The sequence below is a fragment of the Bacillus sp. GBSW19 genome, from assembly GCF_002998655.1.
Taxonomy (GTDB): Bacteria; Bacillota; Bacilli; order Bacillales; family Bacillaceae; genus Bacillus.
The window spans coordinates 1,575,720-1,596,259 of the sequence record NZ_PVRF01000001.1; the positions used below are offsets into that span (position 1 = coordinate 1,575,720).

The window sequence follows — 20,540 nt, forward strand, 5'->3', positions numbered from 1 at the left end:
TCTGCTAGTATTTCCTAGAGCTGGACGGAATAAACACAACTTCCACGATAAATAAAAAACTCCTGAATCAAAAAGATTCAGGAGTGAGACTACCCTTATGCAGATGTTTTCGTATCTTTATTGACGACTGTGCCGTCCTTTAACACAAGACGCGGCGACTCGCCATCGGCAACCGTTGCACCAGTGATCACACATTTTTCAATATCATCACGTGATGGAAGGTCAAACATCACATCAAGCATGATGCCTTCAATGATTGAACGTAGACCACGAGCTCCTGTTTTACGCTCAATTGCTTTTTTCGCAATTTCGCTAAGAGCATCTTCTTCAAACTCAAGCTCTACATCATCAAGCTCAAGCATTTTTGTATACTGCTTAACGAGCGCATTCTTAGGCTTCGTCAAGATCTCTACAAGTGCTTTTTCATCTAACGGCTCTAGGCTTGCAATAACCGGTAGACGACCGATGAATTCCGGGATTAAACCGAAGCGAAGCAAGTCTTCTGGGAGTACTTTTGATAGAAGGACTTCTTTTTCAAGATCTTCGATTTTATTTTCCGCACCGAATCCAATGACTTTTTGACCTAGGCGGCGTTTGATGATTTGCTCAATGCCGTCAAAGGCTCCACCACAAATAAAGAGGATATTTGTTGTATCGATTTGAATGAATTCTTGATGAGGATGCTTACGTCCACCTTGAGGCGGTACACTAGCGACAGTTCCTTCAAGAATTTTCAATAGTGCTTGCTGAACACCTTCCCCAGATACATCACGAGTGATAGAAGGGTTTTCTGATTTTCTTGCTACTTTATCGATTTCATCGATGTAGATAATGCCTTTTTCCGCTTTTTCTACATCATAATCGGCTGCTTGGATCAGCTTTAGTAAAATATTCTCTACGTCTTCACCAACATAACCTGCTTCAGTTAATGATGTTGCATCTGCAATCGCAAATGGCACATTTAAAATACGAGCAAGCGTTTGAGCAAGTAAAGTTTTACCGCTTCCTGTTGGCCCAATCATAGAGATATTACTTTTTGAAAGCTCAACATCATCAATCTTGCTGTTGGAATTGATCCGTTTGTAGTGGTTATACACCGCTACAGCTAAGGATTTCTTCGCATTTTCTTGTCCGATGACATATTCATCAAGAATCTCCCGAATTTCATGAGGCTTCGGAACATCCTTGAATTCAACTTCTTCCTCAGTGCCGAGCTCTTCTTCAACTATTTCCGTGCAAAGCTCGATACATTCATCACATATATATACGCCAGGTCCTGCGACCAGTTTACGCACTTGATCTTGCGTTTTTCCGCAAAACGAGCATTTTAATTGACCTTTTTCCTCGTTGAATTTAAACATTCTTTCACCCCTTATTCTTCTTCACTTGCCTGTAGCTAACAGTCAGCTACCTTTCTGGGTCCAGTATGTATGCATTTTACCATACTTTCCTAAAAGACGGTAATGATGTGTTTCTAACACTGCACATTGAGATATGTATAACAGAAAGATGCGACTTACACTATCGTTTCCAAAAGAAGCGATGATAAGTCAAAAATTGTACAAAACAAGGCACGAGTCACTCGCGCCCTGTTTTATTATTATGCACCATATTAACGGTTTTCTACAAGAAAATCAATTGCTTTGCGAACTTTTAGATCTTCTTTCATTGCGTCAGTAGATCCGATCGCTTGTTTGATATTTTCAATTGGCATGTTGTATGCTTCAGCCATTTTTGAAAGTTCTTCTTCTACTTCTTCATCAGACACTTGTAAGTTTTCTGCAGCAGCAATTGCTTCAAGTGTTAGGTTAGATTTCACGCGTTTAGCAGCATCTTCTTTCATTTGCTCTTTCAGCGCATTTTCATCTTGTCCTGAGAATTGGAAGTAAAGCTCAAGGTTCATTCCTTGCATTTGAAGGCGTTGTTCGAATTCTTTCATCATACGGTCTAGCTCTGTGTCAACCATCGCTTGAGGGATGTCAACTTCCGCATTTTCTGAAGCTTTCTCCACTAGCTCTTCACGAAGTTTACCTTCTGCTTCGTTTTCTTTCGCTTCTTCAAGACGTTTCTTCGTTTTTTCAGTTAGTTCAGCAAGAGTTTCTACTTCTTCATCAGCATCTTTCGCGAACTCATCGTCAAGTGCTGGAAGTTCTTTTGCTTTGATTTCGTGAATTTTCACTTTGAATACAGCTGGTTTACCTGCAAGGTCTTCAGCATGATATTCTTCTGGGAAAGTGACTTCTACGTCTTTTTCAGCGCCTGCTTCAAGACCAACTAACTGCTCTTCGAAACCAGGGATGAATGAACCTGAACCTACTTCAAGAGAGTAGTTTTCAGCTTTTCCGCCTTCGAATGCTTCTCCATCAACGAATCCTTCGAAATCAAGCACAACTGTATCGCCGTTTTCGATTGCGCCTTCTTCTTTGACAACAAGCTCAGCTTGACGGTTTTGCATGCCTTTTAACTCTTCTTGTACATCTTCATCAGTGACAGTAGCGTCGTCTTTTTCTACGTTAAGACCTTTGTAGTCACCAAGTTTCACTTCAGGCTTCACTGTTACTTTTGCAGTGAAGATTAAGCTTTCGCCTTTTTCGATTTTCTCAACATCGATTTCAGGGCGGTCAACTGGCTCGATACCAGCTTCGTCGATTGCTTTTGGATATTCAACTGGAAGAAGAATATCTAATGCATCTTGATAAAGAGATTCTACACCAAAACGCTGTTCGAAAAGACCACGTGGTACTTTCCCTTTACGGAATCCAGGGATCGATACTTGCTTGACAACCTTCTTAAACGCATCATCAAGTGCTTTGTTAAATGTTTCAGCATCAACTTCTACAGTTAGGACGCCTTCGTTACCTTCTTGTTTTTCCCATTTTACTGACATGTGTGTTTCCCTCCAAAAATCTATTCAGATTGTGCGTTGTTACATTCTAAAGCATCATAAAGACTTCGTCCAATCAAAAACCACGCACGCCGCTCAAGAAGCGGTATTATGTATACAACATTTGACTTGATTATACATATCGTCTTTCAACCGTTGGAATCTACAACTGCACGATATATGCACAAATACAACCATTATATTATAACATAACAAGTCCGTCTTTCAACTAAATCGACAAATTACAAATAAGAAATTTCTTCAATATCTTTCAGCATTGTGCAAGCTTCTCTCAGCTCTCGTTCATTAAATTCATACAATAGATGCAATTCTTCGAGGTCAATCTCAATCCCGTGCATTTCATAGCCGACTTTATGAAGTGCTGCTGCCCAAAGATTCGGATCTGTGTATTTAGGAAGAAATGGATAAAGCACAAATAAGTGCCGGCGCCATAACTCTTCCACGCCTTGGTAAAGGGTTGGGTTCTCATTGCCGAGTGTGTCATCGAGCTTACGAAGGACTTGCTGAAGTAGCGGCATCTGCTCTGGCTTAACAGCCTCAGAAGGAACAAGCGTTAAAGAATCACCGAATTTCGTCACATGAACCGGCTTTGCCACATCATGATCTGACAGAAGCTGCAGGATTAATGATTTGACCAAAGGGTTTCCATCAGGCTTTTGTAAGATCGTATTTAATAGACCCATGTGTGGTGTGATGTTCCGGTCTTTCAACGAATGGATGAACTGCACCTGCTCTTCTGGCCGCTCAAGCATATCATCTATATTGATTTCGCCGCCGTCCTCCTCATCTTCATCTAAAATCTGTTCAGGCGATTCAATCATTTTTCTACTAAATTCGAGCAGCTTGTAAAAATGCTCCGCGCTTTCTGCTGGAAGGTGGTTTTCCTCAAGTACTGCCTCAATTGTCTGCTTCACTTCTTCATATTCTTTCAGCTGAATTAAAATCGTCATATACACTTGAAGCACGGTGAAGTAATGACCATATCCCTCATGCAGCATCTTTTCACAAACACGCTTTGCATCCTGCAGCTCGCCCAGCTCCAGAAAACAAATCGCCATGCCGAGGTGAATATCGGATTCTTCATCGTCATCATAAGATTTCGCTTCTGAAAACAAGTGAAGCGCCTCTTGATACTGTTTATCTTTTAATGCTGCCATTCCTTTTTCAATCAGTCTTTCTTTCAGACCAGGAAACAAAATGACATTATCTTTCTTCTTGTCATGTTTCATGCTTACGTTCCTTTCGGGCGCATATTTTTTATCAGTTTACCAACGAAGGTTAGTAAACACAAGTAACGAGAGGTTTTCATGCAAAAAAGAAGCCGTCACACCTCGGGCGGACGGCTTCTTGTTGTTTACGCACGCAGCCAGCTGCTGCGCTTATCTTCAAATGCTTGAATGTCATCTTCTAGTAGTAAAGTTAATGAGATCTCATCATAGCCATTCAGGAGCATTTCTCTCCAGTGAGGATCCACATCAAAAGGAGTGATATTCCCTTCATGATCTTCTATTTGCTGTTTTTCCAGATCAACCGTCATATCATACCCTTTGTTCTCATATGACGCAGCGAATGTTTTCCACACATCATAATCAAGACGAATCGGAAGCATCCCATTTTTAAAGCAGTTTTGGTGAAAAATATCTGCGAATGATGGTGCGATGACAATTTTGAAACCATAATCATCAAGTGCCCAAGGGGCATGTTCCCTTGATGATCCGCAGCCAAAGTTTTCTCCTGCGATCAAAATGGATGCTCCTTCATAAATCGGCTGATTCAGCTCGAAATCAGGATTTGGGCTGCCATCGGCTAAATACCGCCAGTCGAAAAAGGCAAACCGGCCATATCCTGTTCGTTCAATTCTTTTCAAAAATTGCTTCGGAATAATTTGATCTGTATCTACGTTGATACGGTTAAGCACAGCGGCTTTCCCTTTGTGTGTGACTAAAGGCTCCATCTATGACAACTCCTTACACGACTGTTTTCTCTTGATTAAACTTCCTGACATCGACAAATCGGCCATGTATTGCAGCCATTGCAGCCATTGCCGGGCTGACAAGATGCGTTCTCGCACCTTTTCCTTGACGTCCCTCAAAGTTACGGTTTGATGTGGATGCGCAGCGTTCGCCTTCTGGTACCACATCGTTATTCATGCTAAGACACATACTGCAGCCAGATTCTCTCCATTCAAATCCTGCTTCAAGGAAGATTTCATGAAGACCTTCTTCTTCTGCTTGCAATTTGACGCTTTGAGAGCCAGGCACGACAATCGCTCTGACATGATCAGCTACCTTTTGTCCTTCTATCATAGAAGCTGCTTGGCGTAAATCAGTCATTCTTGAGTTTGTACATGAGCCGATAAACACATGCTCAATCGTAATATCTTCAATACGCTGATGCGGATGAACACCCATATATTCGTACGCACGAATCGCTTCTTTTTGATCATCCTCTTGTGCAAAATCCTCAGGTCCTGGGATCGACGCATCTACAGGCAGCACCATTCCTGGGTTAATTCCCCATGTGACCATTGGTGAAATCTCATTCCCATCTAAAACAATCGTTTTATCATAGGTTGCACCTGGATCTGTTTTAAGTTCTTCCCATTCTTTAATCGCTGCTTCGAAGTCTTCTTTCTGCGGTGCATATTTGCGGCCGCGGCAATATTCAAAGGTGACTTCATCAGGTGCAATCAATCCTGCTCTTGCGCCTGCTTCAATCGACATATTACAAACCGTCATGCGTTCATCCATCGTCATGTTTCTGAATACTTCCCCAGTGTATTCAATCACATAACCTGATCCGAACTTCACGCCATGCGCACCAATGACTGCTAAAATGACATCTTTGGCCGTTACCCCTTTTTGCAGCTTTCCGTCTACTCTAATTTCTAATGTTTTCGGACGCTGCTGCCAAAGCGTTTGTGTGGAAAGTACATGTTCAACCTCACTTGTACCGATTCCAAAAGCAAGTGCGCCAAACGCGCCATGAGTTGATGTATGACTATCTCCGCAAACGATTGTTTTCCCTGGCAGTGTCAACCCAAGCTCCGGTCCAACAACATGGACGATCCCTTGATCTACACTGTGAAGGTCAGCTAGACGGACACCAAATTCAGCACAGTTGCGCTCTAGAGCACTCACTTGTTTTTTAGCAATCTCATCTTTGATCACAAATCGATTCACAGTCGGGATATTGTGATCCATGGTCGCAAACGTGTTTTGAGGTCTTCTCACCTTTCGTCCTTTTTGTCTTAATCCTTCAAATGCTTGAGGTGATGTCACTTCATGCACTAAGTGCAGATCAATATATAAAAGGTCTGGTTTCCCCTCGCCGCTTTTGACAACGTGCTGATCCCATATTTTTTCGATGATTGTTCGAGGCATAACCCTTTTCCTCCCTCTACCTAATTCCACAAGATTCTATTTATACAATTGTTTTCACGCGCTGCTTGAGTGCGTCTACAACTGCATGAGTGATGTCTTCAGTTGTTTGATACGTTCCCTCTTTTGCCGATAAGTCCTTTGTTCGTTTGCCAGAGGCAAGAACAGCTTCCACAGCTTCTTCTATTGCAGCCGCTTCTTCTTCTAACGCAAAAGATGTTCTAAGCAAGCTAGCTGCCGACAAAATGGTTGCTAGAGGGTTTGCGACGTTTTGCCCCGCAATATCGGGTGCTGAACCATGAATCGGCTCATATAAATGGAGGCCGGTGCTTGATAGACTGGCAGATGGCAGCATACCGAGTGACCCAGTAATCATCGAAGCCTCGTCACTTAAAATGTCACCAAACATATTCTCTGTCACAATGACATCAAATTGAGCAGGCTTATAAATCAGCTGCATGGCGGCATTATCAACGAGCATGTGCTCATATTCGACGTCTGGATATTGAGAAGCCACTTCTTCTACCGCATCCCGCCATAGTTTACTAGAAGCAAGAACATTCGCTTTATCCACAGACGTTACTTTTTTCCGTCTCGTTAAGGCCATGTCGAATGCTTCTTTTAATACACGGACAATCTCTTGCTTTGTATAAAGAAGCGTATCAACCGCAGCTTCTTTTCCTTCTTCATCCGTGTAACGCTCGCTTGGTTCACCAAAATAGAGACCGCCTGTTAATTCACGAACGATGACAAAATCGACTCCGCTAATGTGATCCTGTTTTAACGGTGACGCCTCGCTTAAGCTATCGAACACTTTGACAGGACGGATGTTTGCAAATAAGTCCAGTTGTTTACGAATAGCGAGCAAGCCTTTTTCCGGACGAAGCTCTGGCGGGTTTTGATCCCATTTTGGTCCGCCGACTGCTCCTAATAAAATCGCATCAGCGCTCTTGCATACATCAACCGTTTCTTTTGGGAGCGGATTGTTTTTTTCATCTATTGCGATACCGCCAATGAGCGCCGTTTCGAATTCGAATTCGTGTTGAAATTGAGCCGCTGTCTCTTTGAGGACAGCGACCGCTGATGTCACAACTTCCGGTCCGATTCCATCGCCGGGCAAAAGTGCAATTTTCTTTTTCATGAGAACCTACCTCCTTTCCTATGAAATCGCGTGATGTTTCTCAATTTCAATGAGATTTGATTTAAAGATTAAATGCCTGTTTACTGCATTGACGTAGGCTTTCGCCGATGCTTCCAGCACATCTTGCGCCACACCGCGTCCAGCTGTTTCTTTTCCTTCTATTGAAACAGTGACATATACTTCCGCTAGTGCATCTCTGCCTTTTCCATTCGATTGAATACGGTAGTCTAGCAAATGAATTCTTTCCTCCATACAGCGCTCCAGCGTGTTGTACACAGCTTCTACACTGCCTGCGCCTGTAGCTGCTTCTTGAATGACTTCCTGCGTTTCTTGATTTTTCAGAGAGACCGTTGCTGTTGGCATTTGTTCTGTTCCATAGTGCACTTGAAGACTTTCAAATTCGTAGCCAATTTTTCGGTCTGCTACTTTTTCTTCTAATATAATAGAGATCAAATCATCATCAGTGATTTCTTTTTTCTTCTCCGTCAAGTTCTTGAAGGTTTCGAAGAACTTATTGATTTCTTCTTCTGTTAGTTTAAAGCCTAGCGTTTTCATACGGTCTTTAAACGCATGTCTTCCGGAGTGTTTCCCAAGGACAAGTACATCTGTTGTCACACCGACAAGCTCTGGAGATATGATTTCATAGGTTGTTTTTTCTTTGAGGAAACCATCTTGGTGAATACCTGATTCATGTGCAAAAGCGTTGTTGCCAACGACTGCTTTATTGCGCGGTACAATCATTCCTGAGTATTTGCTCACTACATCACTTGTACGCTTAATTTCATTCAATTGAATCGTTGATTCGACCTGGTAGAAGTCTTTTCGAATATGAAGAGCGACTGCAATTTCTTCTAAAGCGGCATTCCCTGCACGTTCTCCAATTCCGTTAACAGCTGTTTCAATTTGATTTGCTCCATTTTCAATGGCTGCAAGTGAGTTTGCTACAGCCATTCCTAGATCATCATGACAGTGAGCAGACAAATTGACGCGGTCGATATTTGGAACGTGTTCCTTCATATATTTAAAGATATTGCCGTACTCTTTTGGCGCTAAGTATCCAACTGTATCTGGCAAGTTAATGACACTTGCCCCAGCGTCAATGACCTTCTCTACAATTTCTGCTAAGAAAGCTAGATCTGTACGACACGCATCTTCTGCGGACCACTGGACAACCGGAAAACGTTCTTTCGCGTATTTCACCATTGAGACAGCCTGTTCTACGACTTCTTCACGTGTTTTCTTTAGTTTATGCTTCAGATGAATATCAGAAGTAGCGATAAAGATATGAATTCTTGGTTCCACTCCATCTTTTAACGCTTCCCATGCAGCATCGATGTCACCTTTCACACATCGTGCAAGACCAGCAACTGAACAGTTTTTGATCGTTCTAGCAATTTCTTGTACGCCTAAGAAATCCCCTCGGGATGAAGCGGGAAAACCCGCTTCAATGATATTAACCCCAAGGCGCTCAAGCTGCTTTGCAATGATTAGCTTTTCTTGTGCATTTAAGTTCACTCCTGGTGATTGCTCTCCATCTCGAAGTGTTGTGTCAAAAAAATTAATTTTCCGCACCGACGCTCACCGCTTCCTTTTTCTTTCCTTGTTTGACGAAAGGCATCATTTCACGAAGCTTTCTTCCGACGATTTCAATTTGGTGCTCATTTTCATTTGCATTGATCGCATTGAAACGTGGACGATTCACTTGGTTTTCAACAATCCATTCTTTTGCAAATGTTCCGTTTTGGATATCAGTCAAGACGGCTTTCATAGATTCTTTTACGTTTGCATCCACAACGCGTGGTCCTGATACGAAGTCACCCCATTGTGCTGTATCAGAGATTGAATATCTCATGCCTTCTAATCCTTCTTCATACATTAGGTCAACAATTAATTTCAGTTCATGCAGACACTCGAAGTATGCAAGCTCTGGCTGATAACCAGCTTCTGTTAACGTTTCGAAACCTGCTTTCACTAGTGAAGTAAGACCTCCACAAAGGACCGCTTGCTCACCGAATAGATCCGTTTCCGTTTCTTCTTTAAATGTTGTTTCAAGGACGCCTGCTCTTGCTCCGCCGATTGCTTTTGCATAAGCAAGTGCTTTGTCTTTCGCTTGGCCAGATACATCTTGATAGATAGCAAATAGGGCAGGTACACCAGCGCCTTGTTCATATGTTCTTCTCACAAGATGTCCTGGACCTTTTGGAGCCACAAGATACACATCTACGTCACTTGGAGGAACAATTTGATGGAAGTGAACGTTGAATCCGTGTGCGAAAACAAGTGAGTTGCCTGCTTCTAATTGATCTTTGATTTCTTCGTCATATACTTTCTTTTGCTGCTCATCTGGCAGTAGTACCATGACGACATCTGCTTGTGCTGCCGCTTCTTTTACTGTGAATACTTGATGGCCGTCTTCTTGTGCTTTTGTATAAGATCCGCCTTTTCTCACGCCGACGATCACATCTACGCCGCTTTCTTTTAAGTTCAATGCATGTGCATGACCTTGTGATCCATACCCAATGATAGCAACCTTTTGACCATTTAATACGTTTTCTTGAATATCACCGTTATAATATACTTTTACCATTTGACTCTCTCCTTTTGTTTAGACAATTGAAATTGTTTTATTTGATTGCGGCTTTTGCTGATTATCTCTCGCAAAGGCCGTGGTGCCAGTTCTGGCGACTTCTTTAATGCCGTATGGCTTAAGTAATTCAATGAGTGCTTCAATTTTTGAAGACTCACCTGTCACCTGAATGACGACACTCTCTCTGCTTACATCTACAATAGAAGCTCTAAACGGTTCAATGACCCCTGTGATCTCCATTCTAGATGCCGGTGCAGAAACGACTTTTATCAAAGCCAGCTCTCGCTGAACGATTGATTGGTTTGTAATGTCTGTTACTTTGAGAACATCAATTTGCTTGTTCAGCTGTTTTGTCAGCTGTTCGATGTCTTTCTCTTGGTCTACATGGACGACGAACGTGATGCGTGATACATCTTGAATCTCAGAATGGCCGACCGTAATGCTTTCAATGTTGTAGTGTCTTTTGGTAAAAAGGCCAGTGATTCGGTTCAGTACGCCTGATCGATTTAATACAGTCAACACAATAATTCTTTTCAAGGTTTCACCCCCACCATCTCATGAAGTCCTTTCCCCGGTGCGACCATCGGGAATACTTTTTCATCTCTCGCTACATTGACATCGATGAAAACAGGCTCTCTAGAGGTTAACGCTTCTTCAAGCTTTTCTTTCGCCTCTTCGTCTGATGAGATTCTGATTCCTTTAATGCCATAAGCTTCAGATAATTTAACGAAGTCTGGCTGCTCTGAAAATTTAGAATATGAGTAGCGTTCTTCGTAGAAAATTTCTTGCCATTGTCTTACCATTCCAAGGCTGTGATTATTCAGAACAATCACTTTCACTGGAAGGTTCAGCTCACGGATAACGGCAAGTTCTTGCAAGGTCATTTGGAAACCTCCGTCTCCTAAAATCGCCACAACCGTTGCCTCTTGATCAGCCAACTGAGCGCCGATGGCTGCCGGTAAACCGAAGCCCATCGTACCAAGGCCGCCAGATGTGACCCACTTATCTGCATTTTCAAATGGATAGAACTGAGCTGCCCACATTTGATGCTGTCCGACATCAGTTGCCACAATGGCTTCACCTTTTGTGAATTGATGAATGTATTCAATCAGCTTTTGAGGCTTAAAGCCCTCTGCTTCGTTTTCAACGTACCAGAGCGGATATTCTGCCTTCCACTGATCTAATTGGTTTTTCCATTTGTCTGATTCCCCTTGCTTCCCGTCTTGCTTGATCAGCTCTTCAAGGACTAGCTTACTGTCTCCAACAACCGGGATATGGGTATGAATGTTCTTGCCAATTTCCGCCGGGTCGATATCAATGTGTGCTACCTTCGCATGTTTCGCAAAGTGATTGAGGTTGCCAGTTACCCTGTCATCAAATCTTGCACCGATTGAAATGAGCAGATCACATTGGTGAAGGGCCATATTCGCCGCATATGTGCCATGCATACCAGCCATCCCTAGAAATAGAGGATGCTTTGCTGGGAATCCGCCAAGTCCAAGCAGTGTATGAGCGACTGGGATTTGCTGCTGCTCTACATACTGCCTTAATTCTTCAGATGCTTTGCCATGAAGAACGCCAGCTCCTGCTAGAATGACTGGTTTCTTCGCTCTGCTTACAGCTTCTACTAATTTGCGAATTTGCAAATAGTTCGGCTCGACTTTTGGCTGATAACCAGGTAAATCAATTGGCTGATCATATTCAAACGTTCCTTCAATGCCTGCCACATCTTTTGGAATATCAATCAAGACTGGACCAGGTCTGCCTGTTGTTGCGATGTGGAACGCCTCTTTAATGACACCCGGTAATTCCTCTGGATTTCTTACTTGGTAGCTGTGCTTTGTGATTGGCATTGTGATGCCGAGCACATCTGCTTCCTGGAAAGCATCCGATCCAATAACTGAGGTTGCCACCTGTCCTGTGAAGACAACAAGAGGAAGTGAATCAATCATTGCATCTGCAATTCCTGTGACAAGGTTTGTAGCTCCAGGTCCTGATGTCGCAATGACAACACCCGGTTTGCCAGATACTCTTGCGTATCCTTCTGCTGCGTGAATCGCTCCCTGCTCATGCCTTGGCAGGACATGAAATAAACCAGAATCATAAATTTTATCGTAGATCGGTAAAACCGCTCCGCCTGGATATCCGAAAATGACTTCTACTTTTTCTCTTTTGAGTGCTTCAATTAACATGAGTGCACCGTTCATCGTTTGTGGTGCTTTAGATGTTTCCGTCTCCACTTGTACATTTGTCCCCATTTGATTTCCTCCTCTTTGTCTTGCTTCAGTCAAGTCTTTTCACCCTTTTCTATTCAAGATCGAGATTTTAGACCATATAAAAAAGCCTTCTCACCCCACAATGACACTACTTTTCACTAGGTCAAAGGGGCGAAAAAGCTTTGTTTTTCGCGGTACCACCCTTGTTCACGGCAAAATATGCTGCCGTCTCATGGACATCTTTCATCCATTTTGGTAACGAGTGAGCAATGTCACTCGGTCTGCCCTACTATCATTTCAAGCAGACACTCAGAGGTGAGTTCACTTTAGAAAGTAACACCGGTTTCCAGCTACCACCGGCTCTCTGTAGATACTGACTCTAAAGCTACTAGTCCTCTTCAACGTTTATCGATATCTATTTAGCTTGCGTGAATGTTTTCATCTGTAAATACGACTTTTTCTCCTTCTTCAACCACTCGCTTGCGGAATTGTTCAAGAAGTTTGTTTGTGTGGACCCCAGGTTTCCCTTCACCGATTGTACGGCCGTCAACCTTTACAACAGCGATCACTTCGGCTGCGGTTCCTGTCAGAAAAACTTCTTCTGCTGTATACACATCGTGCCTTGTGAATGGTTCTTCTTTCACTTCGTAGCCTAAGTCTTCTGCAATCTCCATGATGGCATTTCTTGTGATGCCTTCAAGAGCGCCGATATAACCTGGCGGTGTATAAAGCTTACCTTTTTTATAAATAAACACATTGTCTGCAGAACCTTCTGCCACGTACCCTTGATCGTTCAGCATCAGCGCTTCACTCACACCGGCCATATGGGCTTCGATTCGGACAAGGATGTTATTCAAATAATTTAATGATTTCACTTTTGGGCTCAGTACATCGGGACGATTTCGTCTCGTCGGTACCGTTACAATATCAATACCCGTTTCATATAGGTGCTTTGGAAAGATGGCCAGCGGCTCTACAATGATCACTGTGTTGGCTCTCCCGCAGTTGTTTGGATCTAAACCAAGATCACCAGCTCCTCTTGAGACAACAAGACGAATATAGGCATCCTTTAGGCCGTTCCTTTCAACTGTATGAATCATTTTTTCCGTGAGTTCCTCAAGTGAATATGGAATGTTCAGCATAATGGATCTGGCGGAATCATACAGGCGGTCTAAATGTTCTTTCATTCGAAAGATATTTCCGTTATACACGCGTATCCCTTCGAACACACCGTCACCATATAAGAAGCCATGATCATAAACTGAAATTTTTGCATCCTCTTTTTTCACGAGTTCATCGTTTAAAAAGATCCACTGTTCCTTTTGGTCTTCCATTTTCAGTGAGCACCCTCTCTTTCAAGCAAAAAGTAGTTGAATTTTCAGACACTTTTTATTGAAGCCTCTCACGCTTGCTCTGCGTGTTTGTTTAGCTTTTGTTGAACCCATCTTACGCCGCTTTCCATACAGTGTCAACAGCATTTTTAAAATTATTAGACAATTTAGACTAATCAAAATTAAATGTATACGCTTACACCTTTGCTAGACAAGGAATGAAAAAACTTAAAATTTTTTGTATTTTTTCTTCAATTTATTTACTTTACCTGAACGCTTTTCTTTTGAGAAAACGTTTGTCATATTTTTTCACATCGTTTTTAATGAATACTGGTAGATTTCAACGCTTTTGATTTTCTATCGGCATGCCTTTCTAAAGCGTTTTCCTATGAATTTATGATAGAATGAGAGCATCTTATAGAAGGAGGGCAATACATGGCTAACATCAGAGGTTATATCGGAACATATACAAAGGGAGACAGTAAAGGCATTTATACTTTTACATTAAATACGGACAAGCAGCAGATCGAACAAGTAAAAGTAGCTGCTGAACTTGAAAATCCTACATATTTAACCGTCTCAGATTCTCAAAAATTTGTGTATTCTGTTGTGAAAGAAGGATCACAGGGCGGCGTGGCTGCGTATCAAATTGATGCAGAAACCGGCACACTTCGTTTCATCAACCAAGAGCTTGCCGATGGCGCTTCTCCTTGCCACGTCAGCGTGGACAATCAAACAAAAACAGCTTTTACAGCAAACTATCATAAAGGAACAGCAGAGATGTATGAAATCGATGCTGAAAATGGCTCAGTCATCCGCACGCTGTCACAGGCGCAGCATGAAGGAACTGGGCCAAACGAAGACCGTCAGGAAAAACCGCACACTCACTTTATGGGTCTGACACCAGATGAACAATTTGCAGTGGCTGTTGACCTTGGGACAGATGGCATTTATACGTATAAGAAAGAGGGCGGCAAACTCGAGCTTGCTCATACATTTGAAACAAAACCAGGCACCGGTCCTCGCCATATCACATTCCATCCAACGAAACCTGTGGCATATGTGATGACAGAGCTAAGCTCAGAGGTGATTGTGCTTCGTTACTTTGAAGATGGTCATTTCGAAGAGATCCAAACGATCGCAACCATTCCAAGCGACTTTACAGAGAACAATCAAGGCAGTGCCATTCACGTCTCTTCAGACGGGCAATTTGTTTATGCAGGAAACCGCGGTCATGACAGCATTGCGATTTTTAAAGCAGACGCCGACGGCCAATTAAGTCTTGTCGAGATTGCTTCATCTGAAGGAAACTGGCCTAGAGACTTTGTGCTTGATCCAACTGAAGAATTCCTCGTCGGTTCAAACCAAGAATCTAGCAACCTAGTGTTATACAAACGCGACAAAGAAACAGGACGACTCACTGTCTTACAATCAGACATCACTGTTCCTCATCCAGTTTGCGTGAAATTTTTAGGATAATGAAAAAAGCCTCCGTTTTGGAGGCTTCAGCTTGTTGACAAATGGCTAAAATGAACTTTATTTTAGCCATTTGTCTTCTTTTCAGCGTGCAGACGGCATCCCGCCATCTTCAAGCTTTTGATCAATAAGAGACGTATCGGTTTTTTCACCGAACCATTTTGACAGCCTGTCCTTCGCTTTTCCTTTCACATCATCATCAATGTACATCGCTACTTGGAGCAGAGCAAATGTGATCGCTCCTAAATCATCTGTGTAGCCGACACCAATCAATGTATCAGGGATGAGGTCAATAGGAAGGATAAAGTATCCGAGTGCCCCAATAATAAGGGTTTTTGCTTTGACAGGCACTTCGGGTTTTTGCAATGTATAGTAAAGTAATAGCACAGCATAGACAAGAGAGACACCAGCCTTTTGTGCCGTCTTTTTTAACTTTTCCCAAAAGGCATGATCATTAAAATGCTTCTTCGAACGCTTTAATAGTTCTTTTTTCTCAGAACGGTTCATCATATCGCCTCCATCTACAGCATAGCCCTTTTCCCTTCGTTATACAAGATATCCGCCAATTTGACAAACAAAAAGCAGCAGAAAGCTGCTGCATTCTACTGCTCTTTGTAAAACTTTTCGATCGCCTTATCGATGTAGACCCATCCTTTATAAGACACATGAATTGTATCTTTAAAGAAGTAAGGATCGTATTCATGTTTAGTCAAGTCTGCGACTTCATACCCATTATCTCGAATTTGACGATTGATTTTCTCATAATACTCTGTACGCCCCTCTTTCGGGAAACCGGTATAATCATACCATTTTCCATTGACAGGAATCGTCACAAACAAAGGCTTCGCCCCTGCCTGTTTTAAAATATCCAGCATGATTTGAAAATCTTTGTATTCTGGTGATTCCGCATAAGAGTGGTCTTCACGAGAATCTTTCATCTTTTTCATGATCGGTTTCAGCTTGCGGTCAAACAGTTTTTGATTAATATAAAACGGGTTGTTGCCTGCTTTTTCCGCACCTAAGACACTTGCTTCTTTTTCAAGCTCAGTCCATGTTTTTCCTTTGACAGAAGGAGACGGATGAAGCTTACGCTCTTTCCCCGATCCAATTGTATAGTACATGTCTTTCTTTTGAAGCATGCCATAATACATTTTTGCAATAGGAGAAATCGCGCCATAAGCGAATTTGTTCCCAGAAAGCTCTGCTTTAAAAAGTTCTGTGATGACCATGTCGTTCTTTACAGCTTTAAACGTCATGATTCTTTTGATCAGCTCTTTTTTCACAGCTGGATCAATTTCTTTATTATAAGCGAGATTAAGCGCTTGAAGCGCTGAATAGTTCGGTGCAAAGTGATTCTCGTCAGATCCCCATTTCACAAACCACTGCGGGGACACGATAAACACAAGCTTCTTCCCTTTTAATTCATCCATATGCGCTGCGAAGTTCATCGCATGAATTAATGATTGTGACCCACCTTTTCCAATAAGATAAGGTGTAAACCCTTGAGGATTCTCATGAAAGAAATTCGAAGGGTGATATGGATCAAAACGTGATAGTTCAGAAGATCCATAGATCGGCAAATAAGTTGGATCTTTTAGCATTTCATCTTGTAAATAAAGCCCCTGGAACATCCCTGGATCTAATTCTGTGGCTGACTTTTGTAATTTGTCTTTTGGGATCAGATGTGAGAGCCATGCATTTGGTACAAGAAGAACACCAATGAATAGAACAGCCGCTAAAATAAGCGGCCCAAAAAAACGCTTTTTCATTACTTCATCTCTGCCAGCTGCTCAGCAATGTGATTCGGTGTATCCCACACATCACGATCGAACTCTGTAATCGGAACAGTGATTCCGAGCTGACTTTCAATTGCCATAAGCAGTTCTACTGTACCAAATGAATCTAGAAGACCTTCTTCAAAAATTGCAATCTCTGGATTTTCTTTCACAACGTCGTCCTGACAAACCTCTGCAATAATACCGTATACTTGATTTTTAAATTCCATAATTTTCTACTCCCTTAATGATTAATGATGAAATGGTTTTCCTGAAAAAATATAAAATCCGAAACAAATCACATGGAATGTAATAATGATCGACACAACCATTGTGACCTTATTATCCGGCCACCACTTGTGCTTTTTATTCCATTTCTCAAATAAATTGTAACCGGACATCACAACTGCGTGATATAGTCCGTAAATAATATATTGAAGTGCTAGACCATGCCAAGCACCCATCAATAGAAAGAGGACAAAGTACCCAATATTTGATACAGCCATACGGTTCTTGATCCACTTCTTTTTTGTCATAAAGAACACAAATCTCATAAACACGTAGTCTCTGAACCAGAAGGAGAGGGACATGTGCCAGCGATTCCAGAAGTCTTTAATGTTCCGGCTGATAAACGGTTTGTTAAAGTTTTCTGGTGATTTAATGCCCATCATATAACTCACACCAACAGCAAATGCTGTATATCCAGCAAAGTCAAAGAACAAATACATACTGTACGCATACATATACGTTAACTGTTGAACAAAGTGACTGCTGCTAATGTGATGAATATTCATGAGAATATACGTGTGAATCAGATAACCAATAATGAACTTATATAAGAAGCCGATAAAAATTTTATGAATACCGGCGTATAGAAGATCACTGTACGCTTCCTTTTCAGGCGGCGTATCCATATCCTTTTCAAACCGGCGGTAACGATCAATCGGACCTGATGAAATCGTCGGGAAAAAGACAATGAAATAGACCAAACGATGAATCGGAATTTTCTTTTTAATCAAGCCGTCTCTTGTCTCGATAATTAACTGGACACCTTTAAATGTTAGGTACGAGATTCCTAAAAAGCTCAGCCAGTTCATTGGCGGCGGTTGATGCGGCTGATGAGTTAAAAAGAACGGTAAAATCTTCGATAGCACAAGCGGCAAAATAGATGCCACCACTGCCATATAGAAGACAGACGCTTGATTCGCCTTTAGCCGGTACGAAAGGTACAAGCGGATGATCAAGATTTGCCACACTGTAAACAAGAAGAGCAGCAATGCGCCATGTGCATCCTTTGAGAAAATAAGCGCGAGCGCCACAACCGTTGCAAACATGTTGTAGCCCTGCATTCTTTTGCCGCGAAGACCAAGAATGATCGTCGGCAAAAGAAGAACACCAATTAGAATGAAGAAAAAGAATGAACTAAACGGAATCATAGAAGAACCTCTTTCGCGATTCTTTTACGGTCAACCTTCCCGTTTGGCGTCATGTACAGCTGCTCAAGATAGACAAACTTTCTTGGAATCATGTACGCAGGCAGTGAATCCGCCATTTCTTTCTTAATTGCACTTGTCAGCTGATATTCTTTTTCAAAAGAATGCGCTGCTGGAACAATGGCTGCAATTAAGTACTCCACATGACCGTTTGGCTGGAACGGCACAATCACACAAGCATTGACATACGTTGTCTCGCTCACATGATATTCAATTTCTTCAAGCTCCATCCGGTATCCATGCAGCTTAATTTGATAGTCCAGACGACCGTGGCATGTAATCAAACCATCCTGCGCCACACCTGCATCACCTGTACGGTAAGCAGGGCGTCCTTCGTATTCAAAGAACACTTTATCCGTTAAGGCTTGTTCACCTAAGTAGCCTCTCGTGACGCTTGGCCCTACGATGACAATTTCCCCTTTTTCACCATCAGGAAGGGTCTTGCCTTCTTCATCTAAAATGACGATATCTGTATCCGGTTTGGCGTAGCCGACTGGTAAAGAATCGTGCTGATCAAGAATCGCCTGCGTGACTTCAATCGATGTGATCGCAACAGTTGCTTCAGTCGGACCATACGTATTAAAGACCTGCGCTTTTGGAAAACGCTCAAGGAGCGCAGTTGCTACAGATACAGGAAGTGCCTCTCCGCAGAACAAGAAAACTTTCAACTCTGGTAAAAGCTCCCCTGTAAAGGAAGGGTCCATTAAGCACATTTGCACAAAGGAAGGTGTTGATGTCCACACTTCAACGTCAGATTGACCAAGTGCTGCAAACATATCCTTCGGCTTATTCACTAGATCTTTCACTAAACAGTACAGAGTACCGCCTGATTGAAGCGCTGGATACAAATCCATCACTGATAAGTCAAAAGAAAACGGTGCTTGATTTAAGAATGTGCGCCCCTCACCAATTGGGAAGTCTCGGCACATCCACTCTGTAAAGCTTTCTAAATTATTGGCTGTTACCTGAACGCCTTTCGGTTTTCCGGTACTGCCAGACGTATAAATGATGTAAAAAACATCATCCTGTTGAACCCACTGCGAGGATGGCGGTGCTTCTTTTTCAAGAGCTAAAAGAGATGCCGCACTTTTCACTTCAATGTGTTCTTCTACATCTAGTACATTCTGCTCATTTGCACAAATCAACAGACTGGCTTTTGAGCTTTCAATAATTGAGACGATACGCTCGGCAGGGATTGAGATGTCGACTGGAATATAAGGTCTGCCTGATTTCACACTACCTAAGAAAGAAATCAGCATCTCTGGCTCCATATGACCGTATACAATGACAGGTGCACTGCCAGTTGCGACTGCATCGATCGCACCAGCCATTTGGTCTGATAGATGCCAAAGCTCATCATATGTGATCGAAGCATGTTGAGAAACAAATGCTGGCTGTGTTGGTTTCGTTTGTTGGTATTCATGAATCGTGTGTAATAGTTTCATAGTTTAATCTCCAATTAAAAATCGTTGTAAATGAATGATCCCGTATTTGCTGTATGGAATCCGTAAATAAAGAACAATAATAGCAAAATAAGTAAGTAAAAACTCGTATATCCTATCCATTTTACAGACTTATTTTCTGATAGCTTTTTGAATAGCATATTGATAACCTCTTTTCTTTTGACACTTATAGAGACGCATGAATCATTAAAAGAGTTTCATACCAAAACATAAAAATTTTAAGAAATGATGAAAAAAGATGTCGAATCGATAAGCGTGTCTTTAGGCAAAGCTGTCTTATTGTAACAAAGATTTAATGTATTTGAAATGAAATTCGAGCTTAAATTTGCCTTAAAATTGCTGAAAGCTGTCGAATAAATGCAAAAGCCACCTAGTTTGCCTAGATGGCTTTGATTTCAATTACATTGAATTTGTGCGAATTTTATTTATCTAGAGAATATCTTTCAATAGCTTCTTCTGGAGACGTTTCTTTATCAAACACAAGATAACGACTATAAACTTCTTTTAGATGTACTGATTCTTCTAAATTATCTACTAATTCAAAGGTATCTAAAATTGCAACTACTTTGTTAGTAGTCATTCCACCCTCTGAATTTTCATAAGTTTCTTCTGGAAAGTTTTCGTGTATGATACTTTCAATTTCATCTGGTTTTTTTGTTTTTATTAGAAAAATTCTCTCTTCAAATATTTTTTCAGGGCTTAATCGTGGCGAAGTTGTTGATTCAAATAAAACTTTTACAGAATAAATATCGTACATAAATTATCACCTTTCA

The 20,540-nt window shown here is 41.8% G+C and carries 19 protein-coding genes and 1 other annotated feature; of the genes, 1 reads left to right on the top strand and 18 read right to left on the bottom strand.

Features of this window, described 5'->3' with window-relative positions; genetic code table 11:
* Nucleotides 1–95: 95 nt before the first annotated feature.
* The 11 genes from clpX to ilvE form a co-directional block, all read right to left on the bottom strand.
* Nucleotides 96–1,361, bottom strand: a complete 1,266-nt coding sequence (gene clpX, locus C6344_RS08380) for an ATP-dependent protease ATP-binding subunit ClpX (RefSeq protein ID WP_012010785.1) — start codon at nt 1,359–1,361, stop codon at nt 96–98.
* 251 nt (nt 1,362–1,612) lie between these two features.
* Nucleotides 1,613–2,887, bottom strand: coding sequence for a trigger factor (gene tig / locus C6344_RS08385; protein WP_060596897.1), 1,275 nt, complete (start codon nt 2,885–2,887; stop codon nt 1,613–1,615).
* 239 nt (nt 2,888–3,126) lie between these two features.
* Nucleotides 3,127–4,134 (bottom strand): DNA damage checkpoint antagonist DdcA, encoded by a 1,008-nt coding sequence (gene ddcA / locus C6344_RS08390; protein WP_060596898.1) that lies wholly within the window; start codon nt 4,132–4,134, stop codon nt 3,127–3,129.
* 125 nt (nt 4,135–4,259) lie between these two features.
* On the bottom strand, nt 4,260–4,859 hold the full coding sequence (gene leuD, locus C6344_RS08395; RefSeq protein ID WP_106072868.1) for a 3-isopropylmalate dehydratase small subunit: 600 nt from the start codon (nt 4,857–4,859) through the stop codon (nt 4,260–4,262).
* Nucleotides 4,860–4,872: 13 nt separating this feature from the next.
* Nucleotides 4,873–6,288, bottom strand: a complete 1,416-nt coding sequence (leuC, locus tag C6344_RS08400; RefSeq protein ID WP_106048517.1) for a 3-isopropylmalate dehydratase large subunit — start codon at nt 6,286–6,288, stop codon at nt 4,873–4,875.
* 40 nt (nt 6,289–6,328) lie between these two features.
* Entirely contained in the window at nt 6,329–7,426 is a 1,098-nt protein-coding gene (gene leuB, locus C6344_RS08405) for a 3-isopropylmalate dehydrogenase (protein WP_106031225.1), read from the bottom strand.
* An 18-nt stretch (nt 7,427–7,444) separates the two neighbouring features.
* Complete coding sequence (locus C6344_RS08410; RefSeq protein WP_034661703.1) at nt 7,445–8,998, bottom strand: 2-isopropylmalate synthase; 1,554 nt, start codon at nt 8,996–8,998, stop codon at nt 7,445–7,447.
* Nucleotides 8,985–10,013 carry a ketol-acid reductoisomerase gene (gene ilvC, locus C6344_RS08415; RefSeq protein ID WP_034661704.1) on the bottom strand — a complete coding sequence of 343 codons (1,029 nt, stop codon included), beginning with the start codon at nt 10,011–10,013 and terminating at the stop codon, nt 8,985–8,987. The genes C6344_RS08410 and ilvC overlap by 14 nt, the downstream gene beginning before the upstream one ends.
* 18 nt (nt 10,014–10,031) lie before the next feature.
* Nucleotides 10,032–10,550: an acetolactate synthase small subunit gene (gene ilvN / locus C6344_RS08420; protein WP_034661705.1), complete on the bottom strand. Its 519-nt coding sequence runs from the start codon at nt 10,548–10,550 to the stop codon at nt 10,032–10,034.
* Nucleotides 10,547–12,271, bottom strand: coding sequence for an acetolactate synthase large subunit (gene ilvB, locus C6344_RS08425; RefSeq protein WP_060596901.1), 1,725 nt, complete (start codon nt 12,269–12,271; stop codon nt 10,547–10,549). Before ilvB ends, ilvN begins: the two co-directional genes overlap by 4 nt.
* A 122-nt stretch (nt 12,272–12,393) precedes the next feature.
* Nucleotides 12,394–12,640, bottom strand: a binding site (T-box leader).
* Between the two features lie 8 nt (nt 12,641–12,648).
* Complete coding sequence (gene ilvE / locus C6344_RS08430; protein ID WP_003216381.1) at nt 12,649–13,563, bottom strand: branched-chain-amino-acid transaminase; 915 nt, start codon at nt 13,561–13,563, stop codon at nt 12,649–12,651.
* Between the two features lie 432 nt (nt 13,564–13,995).
* On the opposite strand from ilvE, the gene C6344_RS08435 reads away from it, so the two are divergent.
* Nucleotides 13,996–15,039, top strand: coding sequence for a lactonase family protein (locus C6344_RS08435; protein ID WP_066030584.1), 1,044 nt, complete (start codon nt 13,996–13,998; stop codon nt 15,037–15,039).
* An 81-nt stretch (nt 15,040–15,120) separates the two neighbouring features.
* On the opposite strand, the gene C6344_RS08440 is transcribed toward C6344_RS08435, so the two are convergent.
* From C6344_RS08440 to C6344_RS08470, 7 genes are all read right to left on the bottom strand, one after another.
* Nucleotides 15,121–15,543: a YkvA family protein gene (locus tag C6344_RS08440; protein WP_034661711.1), complete on the bottom strand. Its 423-nt coding sequence runs from the start codon at nt 15,541–15,543 to the stop codon at nt 15,121–15,123.
* 95 nt (nt 15,544–15,638) lie between these two features.
* Nucleotides 15,639–16,805: a D-alanyl-lipoteichoic acid biosynthesis protein DltD gene (gene dltD / locus C6344_RS08445; RefSeq protein WP_034661713.1), complete on the bottom strand. Its 1,167-nt coding sequence runs from the start codon at nt 16,803–16,805 to the stop codon at nt 15,639–15,641.
* A complete protein-coding gene (gene dltC / locus C6344_RS08450) occupies nt 16,805–17,041 on the bottom strand; it encodes a D-alanine--poly(phosphoribitol) ligase subunit 2 (protein ID WP_024423191.1) in 237 nt (78 codons plus the stop codon). Before dltC ends, dltD begins: the two co-directional genes overlap by 1 nt.
* Nucleotides 17,042–17,062: 21 nt before the next feature.
* On the bottom strand, nt 17,063–18,247 hold the full coding sequence (gene dltB, locus C6344_RS08455; RefSeq protein WP_060596903.1) for a D-alanyl-lipoteichoic acid biosynthesis protein DltB: 1,185 nt from the start codon (nt 18,245–18,247) through the stop codon (nt 17,063–17,065).
* Complete coding sequence (gene dltA / locus C6344_RS08460; protein ID WP_106039623.1) at nt 18,244–19,749, bottom strand: D-alanine--poly(phosphoribitol) ligase subunit DltA; 1,506 nt, start codon at nt 19,747–19,749, stop codon at nt 18,244–18,246. The genes dltB and dltA overlap by 4 nt, the downstream gene beginning before the upstream one ends.
* A 14-nt stretch (nt 19,750–19,763) precedes the next feature.
* Nucleotides 19,764–19,913 (bottom strand): teichoic acid D-Ala incorporation-associated protein DltX, encoded by a 150-nt coding sequence (locus tag C6344_RS08465; protein WP_024427820.1) that lies wholly within the window; start codon nt 19,911–19,913, stop codon nt 19,764–19,766.
* Between the two features lie 275 nt (nt 19,914–20,188).
* On the bottom strand, nt 20,189–20,524 hold the full coding sequence (locus C6344_RS08470; protein WP_060596905.1) for a DUF4288 domain-containing protein: 336 nt from the start codon (nt 20,522–20,524) through the stop codon (nt 20,189–20,191).
* Nucleotides 20,525–20,540: the final 16 nt, after the last annotated feature.